This is a genomic window from Acinetobacter sp. 231_lipA (assembly GCF_058243005.1).
Genome location: NZ_JBZAYU010000001.1, coordinates 2,078,290 through 2,101,810, shown reverse-complemented (window position 1 = coordinate 2,101,810; position 23,521 = coordinate 2,078,290). Strand labels below are relative to the sequence as shown.

Below are 23,521 nucleotides of genomic sequence, written 5' to 3'. Positions count from 1 at the left end.
ATAACTAAGATTGGGTTTGTGCGTGCAGACCTAATGAAAATAGGTATCTTAATAAAATTTTATTGATTTAAGCTCATATTCACTTTGCTTAAAGCACTTTTAAACTTATCCCCAATATTGGGATCATAAAAGAAATATTTAGTTAGTACTGGTTCTAATATTCCATAGAAGCCATCATCTATCATGTCATTCACTGTAATTCTAATAAGCTTATAAAAATCAAAAATACTATTATGTTGGTCAAATAAGGTTCTTTCCGAAATAGCAAAACCATACTCTTCCATTTCTTTTTTTGCTATCTCAGAACAGGTAGGTTCAGCATCTAAGATGTGGATAGGGGTCTCACGGTATAATGGTTTATTTATGTTGTTCTTTTTGACCAGCATCAGATGCCATGCTCCTAGCAAGCTAACCCAAGATGCAAGGTTGGGCTTAAAGATCGGATTATGCCCTAACCTTGCCTCCACATTAGTAAAATACCTCGACAAATCATTTTTTTTGTTTAGATCAATAGTATAGATACGCTGATAATCTACTTTTTCCAAAGCTTCCAACTTGGCGTTAGACTTAATAACTGCAATGACTTTTTCATGGTCACTTAAATTATTCAAATCTACAATCTGCGACATTTTTAAATTTGATGCCAACAGCTTATTTTTAAAAATTTCTAATTCAAGAAATAGCATAGCTCTAAAGAATAACTTATCTAATAATTCCTGAGAAATCACCTGATAGGCTTTACTATACTTCGAGACCTTTAAGATCCCCATATCAAGTAATTTTCCAAGTACTCCAATGGCAATATTGTCATATTCATAGCTTAAAAACTGACTAACTATTTTATAGCGTTCATTTCCGCTCAACGGATTTATAGGTTGTCTATCCAATATGTTCTGCAAATCTTGGGCAAATTCATCAATAGGAAAATCCGCCTTATCGACTTCTAAACGTATCTCATCATTAAAAGCAGAGATAAAATTGCTAACATCATTCTCTTGCATCTTATCCGATTTACTATAATAGGCAATATTTAAGTCTAGCCCCATCAACAGTAAATGCTTGTAGTGCTCAGCTCTCAGCCCTTTATATTTTCTTGTAGCTAAAATTAGATGAAAAGAATCATTCAACCTTTTATAAAAATCCGACTTCTCATCAGAAAAGGTTTCTAGCGAAACAATATCGTAGAAGTATAAATAATCTAATAGTTTAATAGTGTTGATTTGAATGTCTGTTAGTTTTGGCATTGAGCTATCTATGAAGAAAAAAGTTACCCTTATTTCCTCATTATTCGTCATTTCATCTTTTTTACAATTATTTCAGTGAATTTTGTTAGCTATACCTTAGTTGTATGACTAAAGATTCAAGAATTAACTTTTAAAAGAGTAACCAAATGAACAAAGTACAAATGAATTTATCAGATTATTTATTCATGCAATTTAAAACCATGACTCCCACTCTTGAACAAGTGGCAGCCATGTATTACCCCCATCTAAGTAAAGCAAAAATATTAGAAAAAGCGAGAAAAAAGGAATTTCCATTTATTTGCTACAAGATAGATGAAAGTCAAAAATCACCATACTTAGTTGATATTTTTGACTTAGCTTTTGTTTTAGACAAACGTTACAACGAACAAGCTAAAGAGTATGAAATTTTTACGAAGTCAGCTCTAACGAATTCTCAAAATTAAGGGTCTGTTTTCTTCGTTTAACTGATACATACCTTTCCAAACTCCCCCATGAATCGTGCAAACTAATTTGCTGTATCTGGGGGATAGTGAAACCTTGCTCAGCTAAACGGGTACACCCTTCATGTCTCAAATCATGGAATTTTAAATCATCTATTCCAAGCAACTTACAAGCTTTTCTAAATTCACCACCTATTGTTTTTGGACTAAGAGGTATCAGATATTCATCGCCATAGCCTCTTTTCAACATTCTAGCTCTAACTTCCTGCTCCGATAAAAGCTCAATAATTTTTTTACACTGAGGTAATACATTAAACTCCTTATGATTACCTTTAGAGCCTGTTGGGTTTTTCAAATCACGTATTTTCCATGAGTTGTTATGAATGTCAAAATCACTTAATTCCATTCGAGTTATTTCCGCCTCACGTCTACATGAGTAAATTGCAAACCAAATAATCAAATGCATTGGATAACTGTAAGCAGGATTATTCCATTTATTGACAAAATACTTCGTCAATGCCGCCAACTCTTCATTCGTTGGAAGCCTATCTCTTTTTTGACTTGATGAAATTTGGCGTGTCTTTCTTAATTGTGCTGTTGCCTTATCGAAAGAATTTAGATCAATATCTATATCCCACATTACCGCTGCATGAGATAGCACCCCTCTAATATGTAAAAGCTCATGCTGGAGTGTACTAGATGCAACAGGAGCGAGTCCTAGATCTTCAATGCCTTTTTTGCGTAGAGCTACGTGTTCCGCAATATGAGTCGATTTAATTTTTGTGATAACATGCCGCGCGATTGGAAACTTCTGAATAAGTTTGAGTGAATATGTTTTAGTTCGTCCATACTCAGCTCCCACTTCCGCCAAATATTTCGAAATAGCGTTAGAAAGAGTTAGATCTATTACATCTTCTTGACCAAACAAAATTTCAGGATTTTCTTCTATTTCAGCTTCCCTTTTTGCTAACCAAATTGCTGCAACTTTCTTCGATCCAAATGTTTTACTTTCTTTATATATTGGTAAATCTTTTCGATTGATTCGAATTTCAGCACGATAGCGTATTGATCCATTGACTAACTTACGCTGCGTGATTGTACCCATTTTTACGCCTTATGATATTTTTACTTATTATGGCGTATTTATGGCGTAAATCAAATTTTAAAAAGAGCAAAAAAAGATGAAATAGATGCAAATAAATTCAACACAACACTGATTCAATAGGTTGATTTTCAATGAGTATTTTATCAAAACCAAGCAACACACAGAATCCTCGAATCAGTGTTGCGCCGATGATGGATTGGACGACCAAAGACTATCGTTTCTTTGCGCGTCTATTTAACCCAAACGTCATTCTTTATACAGAAATGGTGACCACTGGCGCGATCCTGTTTGGCGGTGCAAATCGACATCTCGATTACAACAATGAAGAACACCCGATCGTTTTACAACTCGGTGGCTCAAACCCTAAAGACTTAGCCACTTGTACCAAAATGGCACAAGACTGGGGCTATGATGAAGTCAACTTAAATGTCGGCTGTCCAAGTGACCGTGTACAAAACAATAAAATTGGCGCATGCCTCATGGCAGAACCGGACCTCGTTGCAGAATGTATCGCTGAAATGCAAAATGCCGTCGATATTCCAGTGACGGTAAAGCACCGTATCGGCATTGATGATATGCAGTCTTATGAAGAGATGCTGCATTTTGTCGATACCGTAGCCAAAACAGGCTGTAATAATTTTATTGTACATGCACGTATTGCATTACTTCAGGGACTTTCTCCGAAAGAAAACCGTGAAGTTCCGCCACTACGTTATGAAGATGTCTATCGTTTAAAGCAAGAACGCCCAAATCTATTGATTGAGATTAATGGCGGGATCAAAACCTTTGCTGAAACACAAGAACATCTCAAACATGTGGATGGTGTGATGATTGGTCGTGAAGCCTACCATAACCCCTACCTTTTGGCAGAGCTGGGGCAGCTGTGGAATTTGGATCTACCTGATCGCTTTGAAATTATTGACCAAATGCTGCCGTATATTGCAAAGCGTATGGCTGAGGGTGCGCCATTGTCGATTATCACGCGCCATATTTTGGGTTTATTCCAAAACCTTCCGGGTGCTCGAAAATGGCGTCAGGCTTTAAGTGGTGGTAATGCCAAGACTTTTGCCGATGTTGAAAATGCAATTCTTAACATTAAAGACGCAATGCAACGCACCGAAGATTATTTAAAAGAACACACTCTAGCTCAGTAATTTAGAACGTTGATCTAAACGAAAAAAGCGAAGCATCTGCTTCGCTTTTTTATGTTTCACCGTTATAGCCGAGTACAAGCTTTCACTAAAGCACGCTTGTGTATATTGGTGACACATTTTATTGTTTCAGTCTTAAAATCATAATGATAGGAAATATACTTTCCTGCAATAAGCTCGCTGACAAAGGGTTCTTTTCTAAAGTAAGCCGTAGTTATACAGTGGTGTAAATCAGGCGTGGCATTTACTTTAATCTGTTCAACAAATTGACTTTGCTGATGAATTTGATCCTGTAATTTTAAAATACGATTCATATTTTGAAATTCTACGGATTGAGCAATCTGTTGTATATTTTTAAAATGACAAGCCTGCGTGACATCATCATGATGCTGATGCATTGACCAAACCAATAATGACTGTATATCACTCATCATTTCTTTGGCTTCATTGACCTGATTTAAAACATAAAAATGACGAACGGTTGAATAAATAGCATATACAACACCGCAACTCAAAATGATCCCTAAAGCCACTATTTTAACATCAAGTTTGGAATGCCCTGAAAGATCAGTCATTGAGTTACTTTATCCCATTATATTTTAAAAGTGCTTCAGGCGAACTCGTCTTTTATATAAGAGATTAACCCGTAAATTTACTCAGAGCACGCCAGTATTTGTCTTTAAACAGACTGACCTCTATTTCAAAGTTGCCTTTATATTTTTCAATTACTTGATCAATGACTTTGGATGGCTTTCTAAACTCTTTACACGCAAAATATATGGTTCTTAAGTGATTACCCGTTTCACGGCCTATATTTAAATAGCCATCCACATCTTTCAACTCTTGTAATAATGCGTCTTCTATCAAATTCAGTAGTTCATAATCTGTAGACGCAGGCATGCCATTTGAATACTGACCATCATAGGAGATTTCAATCAGCATCATCCATGGATGCGAAGCTTTTTGATCCCATGTTAAAAGTGTCCGATTTAAAGTCGCCAGCAACGGTAGACCTTCATTGGTTTCACCTTCCAAGCTAACAAATTCATCGGCATCCGTATGTGAACGGGTAATTTTGTCTAATCTTGAAATTTCACTGCTTTTTAAAATTAAAATATTTTTGAGCAAGTGAATCGGTAGCAATTCTTTTTCGGCATCTTGCTTAGACTGGACAGAAACATTGTCCAATTTGGTAACCGCATCGTACTCGCCCAAATAGTTGTCGAGGAAAATATACACAGCCTGTAAAAACGCATCGTTTTCAGCTGCATTATATTCATCATGTACCACGACCAGATCAATCTCATCGGGATATTCGGCTTGCTGGTTAAAATAAAAAGATAAAGTCTCCTGACTAAACTCATAATCATGCATATTAATCCCGACTTGATGAATATCGCTTTCAGGTTTCAGCGCAGTGAACTTCCACCCTGCAATCTCAGGTGCAGCTGCAATCAGCTCTTCCACAAAAACAATATTTGGAATGATGCCGTCGGGGGTTAGAATTAATTCAGCTGTTTGCGGGGTTAACATGCCCGTCAGAAAAAAGATGCCGCAATGGACTTTTTCCAATTCAGGCGTCAATCGATCAAAGAAATCTCGCTCGATTTCAGTTTTACTGCCTTGATTCACAATGTGGTGAAAATGCTGTTGATGCTGCTGAAACCATTGCCAAAATGCAGTATATACATTTTCATTCGCAGGCGTTTTTTGTTTTTGAGAACCCCATAATTTTTTTAAAAAGCTCATTTTTCTTTTCTCTTTTTTTCTATTGGTTTCAATATTTTTTGTGGTCTAAGGACTGTATCCATATATCGATGTATACAGTCCAATTAAACCTAAAACAGTATTATTGTTTCGCTTTCATTCCATCTAATTTTTTCAGCACTTCCGCCACTGCCACCATCGCAAAGCTTGAAGTCACCACCACCGCAGAACCATAGCCACCACAGCGTAGGCCTGCACTTGGACACACATCTGCACTGGAAAATGGATTATCAATCGAATACACACAGCTAATGCCGAACTTTTCTTTTGGTTTTTTACAAATTCCCATGCCACGTAACTGGGTTCGAAGCTTCGCCAACATTGGATCTTGTTCAGTTTTAGACAAATCAGCCACTCGGATTTTCAATGGGTCGAGCTTACCCCCCGCTCCCCCTGAAACAATCAATGGAATTTTATTAAAACGACAGTGTAACATCAGTGCTAATTTAGCTTTGACGTCATCAATACAATCTAAAATTAAGTCTGGTCTATGCTCTAAAATTTCTTTGACGTTTTCTGGAGTCAAATAGTCATCGATCAAATTGATTTTGATCCGTGGATTGATGGATCGACAACGCTCGGCCATGACTTCAATTTTTTCATGGCCCAAGGTCGAGCTCATGGCTGGCAGTTGACGGTTAACATTCGAAGCCGCAATCGAGTCCATATCAACCAGTGTTAATTCGCCAACGCCTGTACGCGCTAAAGCCTCTACTGCCCACGAACCTACACCACCAATTCCGATCACCATCACATGACTTTTTTCATAATATGAAAAGGCCTCGTCTCCATAAATTTTGGCTACCCCAGCAAAACGGCGGTCATATTCATCATGTTGCAGATCAGTCATGCGTACATCTATATCGGTAAAATCGTGTTCATTTTACCTGAATACGACCTTGGATTGAATGTATCGCTACAAACAATAAAGCCCTGATGATGACAGGGCTTTATTCCATTGAGATTAGGCCGCAATTAAATTACGCAGTACATAATGCAAAATGCCGCCAGCTTTAAAGTATTCCACCTCATTCAAGGTATCAATACGGCACAACACTGTAAATTGGTCTTGGCTACCATCTTCTCGAAACACTTGAATTTCCAAGGTTTGATGCGGTTGGAGATCATCCGACAACCCATGAATCGAAAGCACTTCCCGACCTGTCAAATTTAAGAATTGGCGTGTTTGTCCATCGATAAATTGCAATGGCAATACACCCATACCAACCAAATTCGAACGATGAATTCGTTCAAAACTTTCGGCAATCACCGCTTTAACTCCCAATAAGTTCGTACCTTTGGCAGCCCAGTCGCGCGATGAACCTGTACCATACTCTTTCCCAGCAATAATGATTAATGGCATATGTTGCTGCTGATAAAGCATAGAAGCATCATAAATCGGCAAGGTTTCTCCGGTTGGAATATAGATCGTGTTTCCACCTTCTTCACCGCCCAACATTTCATTCTTAATGCGGATATTGGCAAAAGTACCTCGCATCATCACTTCATGGTTCCCACGTCGAGACCCGTAAGAGTTGAAGTCTTTGGGTTCAACCCCTTGCTCTTGCAAATAGCGTCCCGCAGGGCTGTCTTTCTTGATATTACCCGCTGGGGAAATATGATCGGTGGTGACCGAGTCTCCAAGCACAGCCAAAATACGTGCCTGTTCAATATTGGTAATCGGTTTCGGTGGCTGATCTATCTCTTCAAAAAATGGCGGGTGGCGAATATAGGTTGAATTCTCTTGCCAAGCATAGGTCTGACTTTGAGGAATCTGAATCGCCTGCCATGCTGCATCACCATCAAATACTGCGGCATATTCTTTATGGAACATCGCGGTATTTACGCTCTGTAGCGCATGATCAATTTCAGCCTGACTCGGCCAAATATCTTTCAAATAGACTGCTTGCCCATCTTTGCCTAGACCAATCGGTTGTGTAGTCAAATCTGTACGGATATTGCCCGTCAAACCATAAGCCACCACCAAAGGCGGCGAAGCCAACCAGTTGGTTTTCACCAGAGGATGCACACGCCCTTCAAAGTTACGGTTGCCTGAAAGCACTGAAGCGACATTGAGATCATGGCACTGTATGGCTTCTTCAATCGGTTCAGGCAGTGGTCCAGAGTTCCCAATACACGTGGTACAGCCATAACCGACTAGGTTATAACCCAATTCATCCAAATACGGTGTTAAACCTGCCGCAGCCAAATAATCGGTCACGACTTTAGAACCAGGTGCAAGCGAACTTTTCACCCACGGTTTACGCTGTAGGCCTTTTTCAATGGCTTTTTTGGCGAGGAGTCCTGCAGCCAACATCACGCTCGGATTGGATGTATTGGTACATGAGGTGATGGCTGAAATCACCACATCACCATGATTCAAGGGGTAGGATTTTCCATCAATGGTGCAAGATGGCTCCTCATGCGGTAGATTAGCTTTTTTAGCTTCAACAGCTGTGCCACCACCTTCATTTTCTAAACGCTCTTTCGCCTCTTTGGCTGGCTTGAGATTTAGTTCCATCAAATCATGAAAAGTTTTAGGTACATCTGACAGCAAAACACGATCTTGCGGTCGTTTAGGGCCTGCCAAACTGGCCTGCACTGTGCTCATGTCCAAGCTCAAAGTATCGGTAAAAACGGGTTCGTCACCTGCATTTCGCCATAAGCCCTGCGCTTTACTATACGCTTCAACCAAATCAATCCGTTGTTGCTCACGACCTGTCAGCGCTAAATAGGCCAAGGTCACGTCATCAATCGGGAAAAAACCACAGGTCGCACCATATTCAGGCGCCATATTGGCAATAGTCGCGCGGTCAGCCAAAGGCAAGTCGGCCAAACCATCGCCATAAAATTCGACAAATTTACCAACCACGCCTTTTTGGCGTAGCATTTGTGTGATGGTTAAAACCAAATCTGTTGCAGTAATGCCTTCATTCAATTTCCCTGTGAGTTTGAAACCGATGACTTCAGGAATTAACATGGATACAGGCTGTCCAAGCATCGCCGCTTCAGCTTCGATCCCGCCAACACCCCAACCGAGCACGCCTAAGCCATTGATCATGGTGGTATGCGAATCTGTTCCCACCAAGGTATCAGGGAACGCAAAAGTTTGTCCCTCATCCTCCCCCAACCATACCGCTTGAGCCAGATACTCTAAATTGACTTGGTGGCAAATTCCTGTACCGGGCGGGACAACGCTAAAGTTATTAAAGGCCGATTGTCCCCAGCGTAGAAATTGATAGCGCTCACCATTGCGTTGCATTTCAATTTCGACATTTTCAGCAAAGGCATCTTTATCTGCAAAATGATCGACCATCACGGAATGATCAATCACCAAATCGACAGGGGATAAGGGATTTATCAAATTCGGATCGCCACCCGCTTGTGCCATTGCGGCACGCATGGCAGCCAAGTCAACCACGGCGGGAACCCCTGTGAAATCCTGCATCAACACACGTGCAGGCCGATATTGAATTTCCTGATCAGAGCTTCTGGTTTTTTGCCAATCGACTAGGGCTTGAATATGCTCTACTTTTACACTTTTTTGATCTTCAAAACGGAGTAAATTTTCGAGTAAGACCTTTAAAGACTTGGGTAAATGATCAATATTACCCAATGTTTGGGCGGCTTGAGGGAGGTTAAAAATTTGATAGGATTTTTCACCCACCGTGAGTATTTGTAATGCATTGAAACTATTGATTTTGCTATATCTGGCCATTCGGTTGCCCTCCCAATATTGGCGAATGTATTTATTATGATGTTCTTTCTTTAATGTAAGCCTGTTTAGAAAAGAATGTGTTCCCTTTTGGTTATCTTATTTTTATCGAGATTATTGTCTTATTCTTCTAAAATTTTAAATGCAACGCAGCCAATGAGTTCTGCCAGAGTTGAGTTGCTAACGACCGCTCAGACTGATCCAGTGTCTGTGCGAGACTCTCCAAAACATAAGGTAAATTTACCGGTGTATTGCGGGTGGGATGCTCGGTCGATGTTTGACAACACAACGGTGTCATATCTGGACAGTCCGTTTCAATCACCAAATGTTCGCTACCAAGTGCTTGCACCACTTGATGCAATTTTTTGGCATTTGGATTGGTGATTTGTCCTGTTACCCCTATTTTAAAACCGAGTTTGACCAAGACCTTGGCTTCTTCCACCCCACCACTAAAGGCATGAGCGATACCACCAAATTTGAATTTTTGGGCTTTTAAAATAGCAATGCTTTCTGCATGTGCTTTGCGAATATGCAATAACACAGGTTTTTGATATTGCTGAGCAAGTTCCAGTTGTGCGGAAAAATAAGATTGCTGCTTGGCGAAAAGTGCAGGCTGTTTATGCTCTTTTAAAAAGGTGTCTAAACCAATTTCACCCACAGCTACGCAGTCCTGCTGCTGCAAAACCTGTTCTAAACGCTGTAAATGTTCAGTCTGATGCTGTTCGATATAAAACGGATGTAAACCTGGGGCAAGATAAGAGCATGGAACATTCTCCCAGCTTTTTAATTGCTGATGTGTCTGAATCAGCGCATCAAATCGTGATTCAAGAAAACCAATAAGGACCAGTGCCTCTACCCCAACACGTTTTGCTTGTTCGGCCAAATGTTGCCGATCAGTATCAAAATCGGCAACATCAAAGTGAGTATGGGTGTCGAACAGAGGCAAGCTCATGCTTGATTAACTCTTGGCTTCTGAAGCAGCCTGTGCGCTCTGTTTGGCTTTGGGTAAATACTCAGGCTTTAAAATTTTCTGGAGTTGATCATAACCAAGAGTTAAGCGTGGTAAACCCACCACATAAGGACCAATTTCATACTCGCCATATTGCAAAATTAGACCTTCAGTACCCAAGTAATAATTGTTACTCAAACTAAACTTCCACGCTTGCTCATATTCATCGACATTGGTCGCTAACTTAGAGTCGACGATCCAAGCACGAAAGGCTTCATGCGCTACTCTATTTAACGCCGCCTTCTGATTCGGCAACAATAGATCATCCAAACTCACCAGCTTTTGCTGCTTCAAGTCAAAATTATAATAATGCTGTGACGATGAACCATGTGCACCGCCTAAGTAGCTGCTGGTGTTCAACACCACCGTAGCCAAAGGATCTTTGGCATTTAGAATTTTCGGCTTAATCATCAAACTAATTTGATGGTTAGAACTTAAGGCTTTCAACTCTTGATCTAAACCCAGAAAAGCAGCCAAATAAGGTTGAACTTGTTTCTCTAGTTTCAGTTTAGGGGTGAGGACTTGGCCCACTACCGCAGGTTCAGAACTTGCCGCCACAGCACTTGATGCCTCGGTAGCAGAACTGCTATGCATAGGCGAAATATCAATAATCTGCGATAAATCTTTCACAATTTGTTGATCAATAAAATCATCAATAAACGCTTGATTACTTTGCAAACGATCAATGTTTAATTCTGGGCAAGCATTGCCATCACATTCAGGTAATTCGAATTGTAATTTTTCTGTGTCACCGACCAGTTTTAAAGTGGTGTCTACCTCTGAAGCCGCTGTGGTTTGCGTTGCAGGAGTTTGAGGCTCTTTATCTTTTGGTTGGCAGGCCGTCAAACTGATGGCAGCTGCAAGTACGCTGATTGTCAATATTGTTTTGCTTTTTAACATATATAACCTATTACCTTTTGAAGCCAGCTCTTGCTTTGGCCAGTACACTAAAACAACTGGGTATAGACATCGGCTTTTAATACCTGTTGAGTTTGTGCTTTCGTCAAATAAATATCAAGCTGAGTCCCATCTTTTACAATCTCATGAGTCCGATAGTGTAAACCGATGCCCTCTTGGTCAAAGAACCAATCTGCTTGCCCCCAGTACAACTTCGCAGGTGCAGATTTTCGCGCTTCGGGTTCTTGTTTCTTCAACCAGTCTTGATACGCTTTTTGCACCAACACATTCATCGCCAGCTGCTGTTTCGGGTGAATTAAATCTAATAATGCCACCGCTTTTTGGTTTTTACGATCCGCAACAAAGAAATAATAACGTTCCTTAACATTTACATTCTCTTGATTGGTATCAACCCCAATTTGCATGAGCACAAACTGATTGCGCTGATACGGTATACGCGTATACATCGCCAAGCTATAAGCCTTATTGCCCTTGAATTCAGCTTGCCATGTATCCGACTTTTTCACATAGGCATTAATGGCTTGCTGTAAGCTCATGTCTTGTTTTAAGCCAACCTGATCTTGAATCACTCGAGCCTGACTTTTGGCAATCCATTGGTTTAGCCACGGATCTGCCGTTGTTAAGCTTTGCAGATCTAATTCAATACAATTCTTGGTTTCACAAAATGGTTGTGCAATATCAGCCGCTTGTTGCTGAATATTTAAATATGGTAACACTTCAGCCTGCTCTGTTTTAAATACCGAGCTTTTGGCATCTGCGTCTGTTTCAGATTGTTTAGAGGAGTCACATGCCGTCAATAAGACAGTCAAACTCACCAATATTGTATAAATAGCCTGTTTCTGCAACATGCGTCTTCCATGAAATTCATGATTAAAATAAAGTATCTTGCATAATAAAACAGCTTCACGAAGAAGCTGTTTTATTTTTTAACATCCCGATTAGTGTTCGCGGGTATTGCGGAACACGATGTCTGGATAGCGCTCTTGCATCAGTTGTAAGTTCACACGACTCGGTGCCAAGTAGGTCAAGTGACCACCACCATCTACCGATAATTGATCATGTGCTTTTTTCTTAAATTCATTGAATTTTTTGTCATCATCACATGACACCCAGCGCACAGTGTTAATGCTCACAGGCTCGTAGACGCAGTCGACTTTGTATTCTTCTTTCAAACGGTATGCCACCACTTCAAACTGAAGCACACCTACCGCACCGACAATCAAGTCATTGCTATTTTGCGGCATGAAGACCTGTGTTGCACCTTCTTCTGAAAGCTCTTTTAAGCCTTTTTGTAACTGCTTCGATTTCAATGGATCTTTCAAACGTACACGGCGGAACATTTCAGGGGCGAAGTGCGGGATGCCCGTAAATTGTAGTTTTTCACCTGAGGTAAAAGTATCACCAATTTGAATCGTACCGTGGTTATGTAAACCAATAATGTCGCCCGGCCATGCTTCTTCTAGATGCTGACGATCACCGGCTAAGAAAGTCAAAGCATCACTAATGCGCACATCTTTATCTAGACGCACATGCTTCATTTTCAAACCTTTTTCATATTTGCCTGAACAAATACGCATAAAGGCAATACGGTCACGGTGTTTCGGGTCCATATTGGCTTGAATTTTAAAGACAAAGCCAGTAAAACCCTCTTCGGTGGCTTCAACCAAACGATTTTCTGTTGGGTGTGCTTTAGGTTCAGGTGCATAGTTACTAAATGCATCTAACACATGGTCTACACCAAAGTTACCCAGCGCTGTACCAAACAATACAGGCGTTTGACGACCCGCAAGGAACTCTGTGCGGTCTAAAGGCTCATTGGCCATTTGCACCAACTCTAGAGACTCTTCAAATGCCGCCCAAGCCAGCTCACCGACTTTTTCACGTAAGTCTGGATAGTCATAACCATCACGGACTTCGATTTCGGTAATGGTTGAACCAAAACCTGCTTTATACACATAAAACTTTTCTTCGATCAGGTTAAACACCCCAGCGAAGTCGCGACCGGTACCGAGCGGCCAAGTGATCGGCACACATTTAATTTTGAGAACGTTTTCAATTTCATCCAACAGCTCTAAAGGCTCACGGATTTCACGGTCCATTTTGTTCACAAATGAAATGATCGGTGTGTCACGCATACGACACACTTCCATCAGTTTCACGGTACGATCTTCAACACCTTTTGCACCATCGATTACCATCAAAGCTGAATCGACCGCTGTTAAGGTACGATACGTATCTTCAGAGAAGTCTTCGTGTCCCGGCGTATCGAGAAGGTTGATCATCTTGTCTTTAAATGGAAACTGCATTACAGAAGTGGTGATCGAAATACCACGTTCTTTTTCCATTTCCATCCAGTCCGAAGTGGCTGCACGGTCCGATTTACGGCTTTTCACCATACCAGCAATCTGAATAGCTTGTCCCCACAACAGCAATTTTTCTGTCATGGTGGTTTTACCAGCATCGGGGTGGGAAATAATCGCAAAAGTCCTACGAGCCGCGACTTCTTTCGCCAATTGATCTTTAAACATAAGAGAAATCTTCAATAGGTACACGGTGTTGTACACAACTTATGGATGTGTATCCAACCCGTAAAGTGATAACTTAAAATTGGCGCAATTGTAGCAGATTTATCAATGAGATTTTATTGATAATTTTCCCTTAACCCATCAGCTTAGTACATCGCATTCGTCGTCCATTCGAATGCTTTTTAGCTCTGGTAATGGGTAAGAATAGAAACGCTATAGTCCTATCAGCGACAACTTAGATGTACAGAAACATTGTTTGATCCGATCTGAACGTACACTTAATCACGCTGTACCCAAGGACAACTAGGAGTAAAACTTCCGTTACCCCTCATACATCAAGCATTCTTTTATCTTGTTAAGCCTAATCTGAGGTCATTTTATAAACTTCATTCAAACTCTGGATATACGAAACTATATTTCCCTGTTTTTATACGTTCTACTATAGCCAAAGGAGGCATAACCACACCTATTTCTGCTTTACGGTTTTCTCCATCTAGATTTCCAACATAAGAAAATTTATCATCATTAATGTGCCATACAAACCAATTGTGAGAAATTTTTATTGGTTCTTCCCCTACCATAACACCATAATCATCTGTGTCTCTGAATAATATTGTAGAAGTTCCACCCACATCAGATATGTTTCCAACTTTCTCCCAAAGATTCATTTTTATGCCAAACTTAGTGACACAATGCGCATAAAAATCGACATCATCATTAACGATATCCAATAACGTAGGAGTTACATGGATAGGGTACACTTTTTTAAATGCTCTGATCACATCACTATTTAATTGTGTTAAATCAAAAGCAATGAGCTGGAAATATTTTTTCATCTCATTATCCAACTTTACAGAAAAAACATCACCAACCTTAGTCACGACTCTAACCATAATTATTTAATTCCAAATTGTTCCCAATGTTTTGAACTGATTGAATTGAACGGCTTGGTATACGGACAACAGGACACTAAAACGAATAGATTCTAAAGAATGCATAAAAAGCCGATATCACTAGATAGAGGATTTTGCGAACACTGCTTATTTTTTATTAGATTCTCAACTGAATTACATCACCATAAAAGCGATCAGCCATCAGCACAAATTGTAGATATCGCTTAATTGAAATAAGTTGACGATGTGTACTCAAACTCTTCCAAGCGCTTAACATCCATAGGCATACCCAACAAATAGCCTTGTAATTGCTGACAGCCTAACCGTGATAAAATTTCCATTTGCAGGGGACTTTCTACACCTTCTGCTGTCACGACCAAACCCAAGTGAATCGCCAGATGAACAATACTTTCTAAAATCATTTCATCTTTTGAGCCAACGGTCAGTTCATGAATAAAACCGCGATCAATCTTCAACTCATCTACTGGTAGATTTTTTAAATATAAAAAGCTGGAATGGCCTGTCCCAAAGTCATCAATTGCCAAACGAATCCCCATTTCACGTAAACGCTGTAAGGTACGAATGCTGCCTTCGATATGGTGCATGGCTGTACTTTCAGTAATCTCAATAATTAAATGATTAGGGTTGACTTTATATTTATCAAAAAGATGCTCAAGATTATTAAATAAGTGCTTATGCTCAAACTGCACCGCCGATAAATTCACGGCAATTGGATACAGTTCAATTTTCTCTCGCTCCCAGATTTGCAGTTGTTTACAGGCTTGCTCCAGAGCCCAATACCCCATTTGGATAATCAACCCTGTTTTCTCCGCACCTTTAATAAACATATTGGGGGTCAACAAACCTAAAGTCGGATGTTTCCAGCGAATCAATGCCTCGACCCCACAAATCCGTTGATCTTGGATGGTAAATTTAGGCTGATAATACAAAACAAACTGTTGTTCTTCTACGGCTTTATACAAGTCATTGATCAGCTTAGTTTGGCTTTTCGCTTCTTGTTGGTCAAAACTGTAATTAAAAATAGAATAGGTATTTCGTCCCTGATATTTTGAGGTCAGCATCGCTGCATCGGCATTAATCAATAAATCTTGCAAATTACTACCATGCTCAGGATACATCGCAATACCAATACTGGCCGACACATTGATTTCTTTACCCGCAATCAAAAAGCTATCTTGAATCAACTCCAGTACTTGCTCGGCCATTTGGCACGCTTGCTCAGCAGTCGCCTGCTCCAACACCATTAGAAACTCGTCCCCACCAATTCTGAGAATTTTTTCATTTTTACTTAAGTGGCGATGAATTCGTGTGGTCAGTTGAACCAATAATTGATCCCCAACATGGTGCCCAAAGACATCATTCACAGCTTTAAAGCGATCTAAATCGATATATAGAAAAGCAATGCTTTCATTGCGGAAGCGGTGATCTGTAAACAGAAAATGGGCGTATTCTGCCAAATACAATCGATTGGGGAGCTTGGTTAAATTGTCTTGTACCGCCTGATTTGCCAACTCTTTATTGGCGAGAGAGAGTTGAATATTACGCTCTTCTAAACGCTGCTCCAACACCGCAACAACAAATGCCGCCACCAAAATCAAACAGGTAATAAAGATAACAACAAATAAAACAATGCTTTGACCTGCTTCAAGGGGCATCACCAGCTTGTCACTATGGGTTGGATAGAACGAGACTGCTAGCATACCGGTATAATGCATACTCACGATGGTCAAGGCCATCATCCCTGCAACATACCATTGGTACAACAGTTTCTTGCTGACCGCACTTTTATATTTAAAGATCAGCCAAAAGGTTAAACCCGAGCCACTGATGGCAAGTAAAATAGAGAAAACTGTCAGCAAGGGATCGTAAACACTCTGATAGCCCTCAATAATCAGCCCCATCATGCCAGTATAATGCATGCCCGAAATACCAAGCCCCATCAATACCGACCCCAAGACTAATCTTAAAAAAGGTAAGGTCTGACGCGTGGTCAACCAAATTGAAAAAACAGATGCAATAAAAGCAATAAAAAAAGAAAGAATTGTCAGTGCAGGGTCAAAATAACTATGCGTCGGCAAATCACAAGCCAACATGCCCACAAAATGCATGGCCCAAATGGCACAGCCTAAGAAAAAACTACTGAGTAAAATGAGCGCTGTTTGAAATTTTTTACGCCAAGCACGAAATAATAAGCGTTCGGTCGACACTGCAAAAAAACACGCCAACAATGCCACAACAATTGAACCTAATACCAAACTAAAATCGTAATGCACATGCATCATATAAAGTGTCCGTATTAATTTCTCTTTTTCTTCATTTATATCCTTTTTATCAAAGGCGAAAAGCATTACTACCCGATTAAGAATCTTATACAAACAGGTTCAGGTCAAGAAAAAATCACAGAGATATCATTAGAATTTATAGATTTATTTTACCTAGCAGATTGCTTTGGCAGCCTGCCAATCCCACATTTGTGTTTTGAATCACAATTTAAATAAAAAGCCAGTCGAAACTGGCTTTTTAATACATTGCGTCAGAGATTAAACTATTTTGCAGTGCCTTTTTGCAACTTGGCATAATCTAACAAGACATTTGCAGATTCAGTCACAAATGCTTCCTCTTCAGGCAATGCAGGACGTTGATTCGCTTTCATTTTAGCGCGTGCTTCAACCAAAGCTTCCATAGAAGCTTGATAGCTTTCCCAGTTTGCATAAGGCTTTTGTCCTGCAATCTGACGGCGCTTGTTTTCCGAGTCTAAAGTCTGTTTTTCCAGTGCCAACAATTCAGCTTTACGTTGATCAATATCTAAAACCACACGTTTTTGATCTTCGGTCTTTTTCGAGATGTCTTTACGCTGTTCAAGATAGTTAAACTGCGGGTCGACTTTAACGCGTGCTTGCGACAGCTCACCTAAACGTTTTACATACGGTGCAATGCTGCCTTCTCGTTTAAACGGTGCTGTTGGGATTGTGTCCCACTCAAGCGCATTTTTCGCTTTACGCTCACCAAACTCTTCATTGTAAATGTCTACCAATTTCACGTCTGGAATCACGCCTTTGTTTTGTGTACTGCCACCCGTCACACGGTAAAACTTACGTTGCGTTAGTGTTGCTTGACCATGTGCCAAGTTATCCAGCTGTACTTGTGCTGTTCCTTTACCTGTGGTGGTGCTACCAATCACAATGCCACGTTCATAGTCTTGAATCGCAGCAGAATAAATTTCGCTTGCAGACGCAGATGCTAAATTCACCATCACTGCCAGTGGACCTGCATAGGTCTGTGCACCATTGTCATCGTCTTCGAAAACGCTCACATTGCCGTTACCATCTCGAATTTGCACCACAGGACCTGACTTAATCACCTGCCCAAGCATACGAGCCACTTCTTCAAGTGAGCCCCCTGGGTTATTACGTAAGTCGATAATAATCCCTGATACATTTTTGGCCGCTAAAGTTTTCAGCGCATTGTTGGTATCTTCAGATACAGAACGATATTCCGTGCCCGCACGACGTGCACGATAGTTCAAATAGAAAGACGGAATCTCAATCACACCAAAGGTGTATTGTTGCCCATCGCGCGTCACATTCACAGTACGTGAACGTACCCCAGCATCTTCTTCTTGAATGACGTCACGGGTAATGGTCACATTACGCGCTTGGCTCATCGGTGCACCTGAACCGAGTAAGCGTATGGTAACTTTGGTACCGCGTTTACCACGGATTAAGCCCACAATTTCATTGCTCGGCCAACCGATCACATCCACCATTTTTTCGCCATCTTGCGCCACACCAATAATGCGGTCACCCGACTTCACCTGTCCAGACTTGCTCGCAGGACCACCTTCTACAATGGTTTCGATTTTGGTGTAGTCTTCATTGCCCCGTTCAGGTCGAATCGACACCCCAATCCCTTCAAGTTGCAAAGTCGTCTGGCGATTCAACTCCATTGCATCGACAGGTGGGAAATAGTTACTGTGCGGATCATATGTCAGCGTCATCGCATTGAGTGTTTTGTCTAACACATCATCACTTTTCACCCGTGAAATACGTTCTAACTGGCGCATATAACGCTTGGTTAAGGTTTGTACTGGGGTTAAATCTTCCGAGCTAGTGAGATCTTGTCCATTGGCCAATTCTGGGTTGGCTTTAAGCGCTTTTTGCTTCGCTAACTCTTCTTCTTTGCTAATGGTCAAATTAATCAGCTGCGAAACCAACATTTTGTTCCAATGCTGACGCTGCACTGCTTCATTCGCAAAATAAGGTGCCTTTTCACGATCCGTTTCGATATAAACGTTGGCTTGTTTTAAATTCTGCGGCTTTTTCAGCTCATCCAACATATAGGTATAAAACTGGGTCAAACGATCTCGATACTGTGCATGAATCGCATACGGCCCACTTAAGTCACCTGCTTTTAAAGCCGCACCTAAGTTTGAGCCATATTTACGCTTATAACTCTCTACTTCAGAGGCAAGAAACAACGAATGGTCTGGATCTAAACTGTCCAGATAGAAATCGAGAATACGCGCCGATGTTTTCGCATCTAAACGTTGATTGAGATAATGTTGACGGTCAACCAAGGTCGCCAGTTGACGAGACACCAAAGCCTGCTCCTGCGACGGAACAATAGCTTGTTTGGTTACAGCGGTAGTTTCAGTCGCTGCAATAGCTTCATTAATGGCATGGGTGAAAAAGAATCCACCCGTTGCAATTGCAACCGCACAAGCAATGGTTTGAAGTTTCATAAATAATTCTTAGTTCCTTGGTTTTTGACCAAAATTACAATGTCATTTTTCGACATGAATTGAGAATATTCAAAATCTTAAACAACTTAATCTGTTTATGTCGTGTAGTTTTATCATAATCTGTGCTGACAAAATGTAGCAAATCATTGCAAAATTCGGGTATTGTTTTCGACGACCTGTTTCGCTCACCTTTCAGAGCCAAAACAGCCACTGACTAAAAAATCAAATACGGACACCCAGTATGATTGGCGCATTGATGCTCGACATCGCAGGCACAGAACTTACTCAAGAAGATATTGCACTATTACAAGCACCGCAAGTCGGTGGCATGATTTTATTTGGACGAAATATTGAGTCTCCTGCACAAGTTCGCGCCCTCACCGACCATATGCGCCGAATTCGTCCTGATATTTTGATTGCTGTCGATCAAGAAGGCGGACGTGTGCAACGCTTAAAACAGGGCTTTAGCCTACTTCCAGCCATGGGTAAGTTTGGCGAGCTATTCTTAAGCGAACCTGAAAAAGCCTTAAGCTTGGCAGAACAATCTGGCTGGTTGATGGCGACAGAAGTGCTTGCCGTCGGTATCGACTTTAGCTTCGCCCCTGTACTCGATTTAAATGACATCAGTGATGTGATTGGTGACCGTGGCTTTGCCAAAAATATTCAAGACATAGTACCACTGGCCAGTGCATTCCTAAAAGGGATGAAAGCCGCAGGCATGGCATCGACAGGCAAACATTTCCCCGGTCATGGTTCAGTCAAAGCAGACTCGCATGTCGCAGCAGCCATCGACTCACGCACATATGATGAAATCTATGCCAAAGATATGCAGACTTTTATAAAACTGATGCCACAGTTGGATGCACTCATGCCTGCACATGTGATTTATAACCAAGTCGATCCAAACCCAGCAGGTTTTTCACCGTATTGGATTCAAACCGTTCTACGTCAACAACTGGGTTTCAATGGCGTCTTATTCTCAGATGATTTAAGCATGCAAGCTGCATGTGTTGCAGGCGGTGCAGATGCACGCATTCAAGCCGCACTCCATGCAGGCTGTGACATGGGACTGGTGTGTAATGACCGAGCAGCTGCATGCGTGGCTTTGGAGGGGATTAGCCAACTGGCGCTACCAAACCAAGCTCGCTTAGAACGCATGCGTGGTCAGATTCCAAACGTCAACGTTCAATCGACGCTGCATTTAGGTGAAGATTGGGCCAAAGTACGCGACCAAGTGGAACTGTTTAGATTAAGTTAAGCACTTCATCTTTGACCATTTCAACCACGATATTTCGGACAAAGGGACATCACAAGATGTCCATTTTTCATTATGATAAACTTAAAATAAATCAACAGGCTTGCTCTGCATTGCCCAAACAACAACGCTAAAATAACAAAATATCGGGTACGGATACCATGACAGATGCTTTATCGGCTCATCGCCACATCTCTTTTACTGCGCACTATACAGGCTATATTTGGTATAGCATGGGCATCTCACATCCTGTATTTGCCACCCGCAAAGGGAAGTTACTGGCCAAACTGGTGCATCCACTCGAAAGCTGGGCCGAGAAACACGTCGGTGGCAGTATGCGCACCACCTTAAAACAGCGTCATCAAATGATAGACGCGCAACTCTGTGCACTGATAAAACAAGTCCCGAACTTACAAATCTTAGAAATTGCCAGTGGCCTGTCCCCACGTGGCTGGAGCTTTCGCCAACAGTTTCCCGACATTGACTATCGTGAACTCGACTTACCAGATATGGCGAAAATCAAAACTCAGGCCTTAAAACAGATCGATCAGACCAGCCCAGCTGTTCTCTCCGCCGACTTATTTAGCGCAGATTTTGCCCGTGCTTTTGAGGTGTTTGACCCAAACCGCCCTTTGGTGGTGGTGAGTGAAGGTTTGATCAACTACTTTAGCAAAGACATGCTCGCTCAACTGCTACAAGGCATTGTCCAATACGGACAGCAGTTTGATCAGTTATATTATCTGACTGACCTCTACCCTGAACCTGTGAAAAATAAGCTGGCTAACTTTATCTGGAACAGTAGCAAGCTTTTAAAATGGATGTCCCGTAGCGCCTTTGGCTTTCACTTTATCAGTCCGACTGAAGCCACTCAGTTTTTCAAACAAGCGGGCTTTCATACTGTGACCGTTCACCAACCCACTTTGACCTTCAATAGTACTCAGGCCGATACTTCAAACTTAGATCAGCAGAATCACTTAGGCGACTTGGTCTGGTTGATACATAGCCAATGGCAAAAGCCCAATCAACCCGAGCAATAGCCTAAAAACCCAACCCACAAAAAAACAGCGATGAAACGCTGTTTTTTTATTTTGAATTTCACTTAACTTACGGCTTCGAGCAACGTCTGTTCTTGTTTCTGATGCCCCACAAAGCGGAGCAGTCGCTCCGCGAGTTCAAAACTGCCATGTTTAAATAAGGCACGAATATACGGTCCATCTTCCGCAAAAATTAAACATTCAATCTGAAACTCGCCTTCTTCATCGCTCAAGTGTAAAGCTAAATCACGCGGATATTTAGCCGCCACAGCAGCCAACTCTGACTCAAAGCGTAAAAGTACCCCAAAGTAGTTCAAATCCACCACTTCTGTCGCAATCACCAAATCCGAGTGACGATAGTTTAAGAAGGTTTCAGGGTGTTGAATCTGAACCCGTTCTTCACCGCGGCGCTCCATATTCAGCATTTGTGCTCGACTAAAGGGAATAATCCCATCTAGATGTTGAATGGACTCATCCTTCAGAAACGTCGCAAACAAGTGCATGGTTTCTTTACGGCGTTGTAGCTGTGGCACATGGTCTGCATTGGCAATTTGCGCATATTCCATGTCAGGACATTGCAACGCAAAGTTGGCATTTTCATGTGGCAAGGTAAAACTGTCATATTGGCCACAGGCCACCAAGACTCTGCACTGTGGAATCGGCACATCGGTGAGGCGAAGCAAACGATTACAGTTGATTTCATAACGCTCTTGTTCTGTTGCGGTAAACTCCGCCATCTGCCTGAAGAACAAACGCTTGGCTGTGGGTGACATTTTGGTTTTATCCATTTTGGCATGATTGACCAAATACAAAATCACGGCCTGACCAAATTCATCCATGCGTTGTTCACGCATTAAATGTAACGACTCTTCCAGCAACATCCGCCAGCTTTTACGGGTCTTTTGCATAACGCCCATTAAAATCATACGGTCAATCAGCTCTGGTCGTTGATCGGCCAGACAAGACGCCACCACTGAGCCCAGTGACATGCCCATCACTGAAACTTTGTCTAATCCTTCAATATCGAACCAGATGCCAAGCATCTTCGCGAGATCACCCAGTTCTAATGTTCCTGCAGACAAGCCCGTATCGATATTACGAATTTGTTGATTGGCACCCATTGAAGGCAGATCAATCAGGACAATCGGACCGGCATCCAGCAATTGCTCAACACAGTATTTGTAGGAATTAAAGTTTTGAAATGCCCCACCGATAATCACGATAGGCGTGCGATGGAATGACTCTGGCCGAGCAATCGCCATGTATTCGACTTTCCAGCCCTCAATCCATGTGGTTCGTGCAGGTTCTTTAAAGCTGTTACGATGGTAAACATCAAAAAAACCTAAGCGTAAATTCGCGTCATTCAGCTCGGCATCCCTTTGAATCATAGAATTCATGTTCCTTCCCTCTACTCTTGCCTATACTTTTTGTTTTGCAAGAAATGCACGATCACGCCTGTCAACGATAACAGGGTGTTCAGTGTTGTAATAATTATGCAAGGACTTCATGTCCTAAAATTCATTCTATACAGAGCACTGTTTTACACGCAACAGATTGTGTAACCGCTCATCATGTTTTAGATAAAAAACAATTTCAAAATATGTATAAGTCCGCCTATACGCTGGATTTTTCATGTAGAGACTATGCGGTCGAGTGTTAGGCTGTTACTATCTTCTGTGAAATTTCTAAGTGATCAAACCGCT

At 41.3% G+C, this 23,521-nt stretch carries 18 protein-coding genes; 4 read left to right on the top strand and 14 right to left on the bottom strand.

Annotated elements, in window-relative coordinates:
* Positions 1-59 precede the first annotated feature (59 nt).
* Positions 60-1,295: a hypothetical protein gene (locus AC4CUX_RS10280; RefSeq protein WP_490792389.1), complete on the bottom strand. Its 1,236-nt coding sequence runs from the start codon at positions 1,293-1,295 to the stop codon at positions 60-62.
* A 95-nt stretch (positions 1,296-1,390) separates the two neighbouring features.
* Between AC4CUX_RS10280 and AC4CUX_RS10275 the strand changes: the two genes are divergently transcribed.
* Positions 1,391-1,687, top strand: coding sequence for a pyocin activator PrtN family protein (locus AC4CUX_RS10275; RefSeq protein WP_004281614.1), 297 nt, complete (start codon positions 1,391-1,393; stop codon positions 1,685-1,687).
* On the opposite strand, the gene AC4CUX_RS10270 is transcribed toward AC4CUX_RS10275, so the two are convergent.
* Complete coding sequence (locus AC4CUX_RS10270; protein ID WP_004281613.1) at positions 1,653-2,789, bottom strand: site-specific integrase; 1,137 nt, start codon at positions 2,787-2,789, stop codon at positions 1,653-1,655. The two genes, AC4CUX_RS10275 and AC4CUX_RS10270, sit on opposite strands and share 35 nt — an antisense overlap.
* 131 nt (positions 2,790-2,920) lie before the next feature.
* Between AC4CUX_RS10270 and dusA the strand changes: the two genes are divergently transcribed.
* Entirely contained in the window at positions 2,921-3,943 is a 1,023-nt protein-coding gene (dusA, locus tag AC4CUX_RS10265) for a tRNA dihydrouridine(20/20a) synthase DusA (RefSeq protein ID WP_419381298.1), read from the top strand.
* Between the two features lie 62 nt (positions 3,944-4,005).
* Here the strand turns inward: dusA and AC4CUX_RS10260 are convergent, their stop codons facing one another.
* The 11 genes from AC4CUX_RS10260 to AC4CUX_RS10210 all read right to left on the bottom strand — a co-directional run bounded on the left by AC4CUX_RS10260 (position 4,006) and on the right by AC4CUX_RS10210 (position 19,529).
* The gene (locus AC4CUX_RS10260) at positions 4,006-4,515 is read right to left on the bottom strand and encodes a hypothetical protein (RefSeq protein ID WP_078388757.1); all 510 of its coding nucleotides are present in this window, start codon (positions 4,513-4,515) and stop codon (positions 4,006-4,008) included.
* A 64-nt stretch (positions 4,516-4,579) separates the two neighbouring features.
* Positions 4,580-5,689, bottom strand: a complete 1,110-nt coding sequence (locus AC4CUX_RS10255) for a DUF695 domain-containing protein (RefSeq protein WP_419381299.1) — start codon at positions 5,687-5,689, stop codon at positions 4,580-4,582.
* Between the two features lie 100 nt (positions 5,690-5,789).
* Positions 5,790-6,557 carry a tRNA threonylcarbamoyladenosine dehydratase gene (locus tag AC4CUX_RS10250; protein ID WP_005400793.1) on the bottom strand — a complete coding sequence of 256 codons (768 nt, stop codon included), beginning with the start codon at positions 6,555-6,557 and terminating at the stop codon, positions 5,790-5,792.
* A gap of 114 nt (positions 6,558-6,671) precedes the next feature.
* Positions 6,672-9,425 carry an aconitate hydratase AcnA gene (acnA, locus tag AC4CUX_RS10245; protein ID WP_419381300.1) on the bottom strand — a complete coding sequence of 918 codons (2,754 nt, stop codon included), beginning with the start codon at positions 9,423-9,425 and terminating at the stop codon, positions 6,672-6,674.
* Between the two features lie 127 nt (positions 9,426-9,552).
* Positions 9,553-10,368: a TatD family hydrolase gene (locus tag AC4CUX_RS10240; protein WP_171054248.1), complete on the bottom strand. Its 816-nt coding sequence runs from the start codon at positions 10,366-10,368 to the stop codon at positions 9,553-9,555.
* Positions 10,369-10,380: 12 nt separating this feature from the next.
* Positions 10,381-11,331 carry an RsiV family protein gene (locus AC4CUX_RS10235; protein ID WP_490792388.1) on the bottom strand — a complete coding sequence of 317 codons (951 nt, stop codon included), beginning with the start codon at positions 11,329-11,331 and terminating at the stop codon, positions 10,381-10,383.
* A 47-nt stretch (positions 11,332-11,378) separates the two neighbouring features.
* Positions 11,379-12,197: a hypothetical protein gene (locus tag AC4CUX_RS10230; protein WP_078389372.1), complete on the bottom strand. Its 819-nt coding sequence runs from the start codon at positions 12,195-12,197 to the stop codon at positions 11,379-11,381.
* 90 nt (positions 12,198-12,287) lie between these two features.
* The gene (locus AC4CUX_RS10225; protein WP_004979098.1) at positions 12,288-13,877 is read right to left on the bottom strand and encodes a peptide chain release factor 3; all 1,590 of its coding nucleotides are present in this window, start codon (positions 13,875-13,877) and stop codon (positions 12,288-12,290) included.
* 383 nt (positions 13,878-14,260) lie between these two features.
* Entirely contained in the window at positions 14,261-14,767 is a 507-nt protein-coding gene (locus AC4CUX_RS10220) for a hypothetical protein (RefSeq protein WP_078389371.1), read from the bottom strand.
* Positions 14,768-14,991: 224 nt separating this feature from the next.
* Complete coding sequence (locus tag AC4CUX_RS10215; protein ID WP_078389370.1) at positions 14,992-17,070, bottom strand: bifunctional diguanylate cyclase/phosphodiesterase; 2,079 nt, start codon at positions 17,068-17,070, stop codon at positions 14,992-14,994.
* Positions 17,071-17,333: 263 nt separating this feature from the next.
* A complete protein-coding gene (locus tag AC4CUX_RS10210) occupies positions 17,334-19,529 on the bottom strand; it encodes a carboxy terminal-processing peptidase (protein WP_078389369.1) in 2,196 nt (731 codons plus the stop codon).
* 241 nt (positions 19,530-19,770) lie between these two features.
* On the opposite strand from AC4CUX_RS10210, the gene nagZ reads away from it, so the two are divergent.
* Complete coding sequence (nagZ, locus tag AC4CUX_RS10205; protein WP_078389368.1) at positions 19,771-20,787, top strand: beta-N-acetylhexosaminidase; 1,017 nt, start codon at positions 19,771-19,773, stop codon at positions 20,785-20,787.
* A 158-nt stretch (positions 20,788-20,945) separates the two neighbouring features.
* Positions 20,946-21,821, top strand: a complete 876-nt coding sequence (locus AC4CUX_RS10200) for a class I SAM-dependent methyltransferase (protein ID WP_078389367.1) — start codon at positions 20,946-20,948, stop codon at positions 21,819-21,821.
* Between the two features lie 62 nt (positions 21,822-21,883).
* Here the strand turns inward: AC4CUX_RS10200 and AC4CUX_RS10195 are convergent, their stop codons facing one another.
* Entirely contained in the window at positions 21,884-23,215 is a 1,332-nt protein-coding gene (locus AC4CUX_RS10195) for an alpha/beta fold hydrolase (RefSeq protein WP_490792387.1), read from the bottom strand.
* Positions 23,216-23,521: the final 306 nt, after the last annotated feature.